The 2,356-nt window shown below is 62.9% G+C and carries 2 protein-coding genes; one reads left to right on the forward strand and one right to left on the reverse strand.

The window, feature by feature from the left end:
- Positions 1–372 (reverse strand): hypothetical protein (locus VM054_10100; protein ID HUT99411.1); only part of this gene is annotated, 372 nt, incomplete at its 3' end.
- Positions 373–699: 327 nt separating this feature from the next.
- Between VM054_10100 and VM054_10105 the strand changes: the two genes are divergently transcribed.
- Positions 700–2,250: a S8 family serine peptidase gene (locus VM054_10105; protein ID HUT99412.1), complete on the forward strand. Its 1,551-nt coding sequence runs from the start codon at positions 700–702 to the stop codon at positions 2,248–2,250.
- The last annotated feature ends 106 nt before the right edge of the window (positions 2,251–2,356 follow it).

Genomic DNA, 2,356 nt, shown 5'->3' on the forward strand with positions numbered 1-2,356 from the left:
CTGGAAAACGCCGCCCGCGGTGAACATCAGGGTCTCATACCCCAGGTCGGTGCCCGGGTAGCCGCCCAGGTCCGAGAAGGTGTGCATGGTGGCGCCCTGGAAGGGGGTGTCCGGCCAACCAGGATAGGTCACGGCGCCGTAGTCGGTGACGGCATCTGCTAAACCGCCGGTTTTGACCTCGTCGAACTGCGTGGCCCAGTAGTTGCCGCCGGTGAACCAGATCCAACCGCTGGACATAATCCCGTCATCCCAGTAGAACTCGAATAACCCGTGTTGAGGCTGAGGATGGGTGTCTATGGGGATGCCGGAGGTAACCAGGCTGTTGGCGGCGAAGGCCGCAACGACGAGAACGAGCAACATCAATCTTTTCACGTTTGCCTCCTTTTTCTACTAGTTCGAATACCACATTTATAGATAGCACAACATTCCCGTCGTGCCAATAGCGCCCCGAGATTTATTGCGATGACGTAGGGGCGGACCCTTTGGTCCGCCCGTTTTTTCTAAGGTAGCCCTCACCCCAACCCTCTCCCACTGGGAGAGGGAGATCGCGTACTCCTCACAACGCCCCGGGCCTCGCTGCGTTGACGTAGGGCCGGGTCTCTTGACCCCCCCGCGGGTCGCGGTCCTTTTGGTTTGATTTCACAGCGCAAATTATTCTAATATAAAGAAGGTGAGATAGATTTCAGGGGGGGTGTAACGATGCGCAAGTTGGTTTACGCATTTCTGGCGACGCTCCTCTTGACCGCGGGGGCCCGGGCCGAACGTCTCCTCGTCGCGGAGCCGGCCGTTCCGCAGCCGGTAGAGATTCGGTACGTCGAGGGCGAGGTCATCGTCTGGTTCACGCGGGTGATGGACGACGCGGAGGTCCTGGCCGCCGCCCGGGAGGTGGGGCCGACGATCGGTCTCCTCGATCGCAGCTCCGTCACTCCGGAACGGGTCCTCCTGTCGGTTCCCCACGGCCGGGAGGAGGAGTACGCCCGGCGCTTCGAGCTCCTGCCGGGAGTGCTGGCCGCGGCGCCCAACTTCGTCTACCGTCTGGAGTGGACCCCCGACGACCCCTACTACCAATACCAGTGGCACTTCAACAAAGACGACTTCATCTATCTGGAGGAGGGCTGGGACATCAACCGGGGCGGCGACTCCTCGGTCATCATCGCCGTTCTGGACACCGGCGTGGCCTACGAGGAATACGCCGTGCCGAGCTACGAGCAGACCGAGGTCATCGGCGGCACCTATCATCAGGCGGACGAGCTGTCCGACGTCACCTTCGTCAGCCCCTACGACTTCATCCACTCGGACAGCCACCCCAACGACCAGCACGGCCACGGCACCCACGTCACCGGGACGCTGGCCCAGAACACCGACAACGGCCTCGGACCGGCGGGCGTGGCCTTCAACTGCCGGGTGATGCCGGTGCAGGTCCTGAACTGGGAGGGTTCGAGCGAGGGCTGGTCGGTGGCCAACGGGATAGACTGGGCGCGGACCCACTCGGCCGACGTGATAAACATGAGCCTGGGCGGCTACGGTAGCGACTCGGTCCTGCACCAGGCGTGCATAGACGCCTACAACGCCGGAATCGTTCTGGCTGCCGCCGCCGGGAACGACGACACGGACACCACCCACTACCCCTCGGGCTACGCCGAGGTCATCTGCGTCGGGGCGGTGGACTACGACGCCGATCGGGCCTACTACTCCAACTACGGCTCCGACCAGGAGATAATGGCCCCGGGCGGCGACGTGTACGCGGACCTGAACGACGACGGCTACCCCGACGGCGTCCTCCAGCAGACGTACCACACGATGGGCCCCGTGGACCTGGACGACAATTTCGACTACTGGTTCTTCCAGGGCACGTCCATGGCCTGCCCCCACGTGGCGGCCGTCGTGGGGCTGATGATTTCCGAGGGCATCACCGGCCCCGCCAACATCCGCGCCACCCTGCAATCCACCGCCACCGACCTGGGGCCGTCCGGCCGGGACGATGAGTACGGCTACGGGCTCATCAACGTCGAGCAGGCCCTGGGCGGGAGCGTGATGCTCCTGGCCACCGACCCCGTTGACGGCCGGGACGACGTGGGGCTGAACTCCAACGTCGTTCTGACTTTCAACACGGAGATGGACACGGACTCCCCCGAGCTGACCTTCACCTGTTCCCCCAACCCCGGCGGTTGGACGCGCGCCTGGTCCTCGGGGAACAAGGTGTTGACGCTTTCCCATAGGGATACCTTTGTGTTCCTGGACCATCCTTAGTCTCATCTACAACGCTAGATAAAGGACTTACGGGGATGCTATCATGTCACATGAACTGGAGGCATGGTGGCAAACAAAGAGTCCGAGGATCGGCATGTCAAATGTC

The sequence above is a fragment of the bacterium genome (assembly GCA_035528375.1).
GTDB lineage: Bacteria > RBG-13-66-14 > RBG-13-66-14 > RBG-13-66-14 > RBG-13-66-14 > RBG-13-66-14.

Excerpts from the sequence above, each read along its gene's own strand:
- VM054_10105 (HUT99412.1), top strand. The coding sequence starts at position 700 with ATGCGCAAGTTGGTTTACGCATTTCTGGCGACGCTCCTCTTGACCGCG.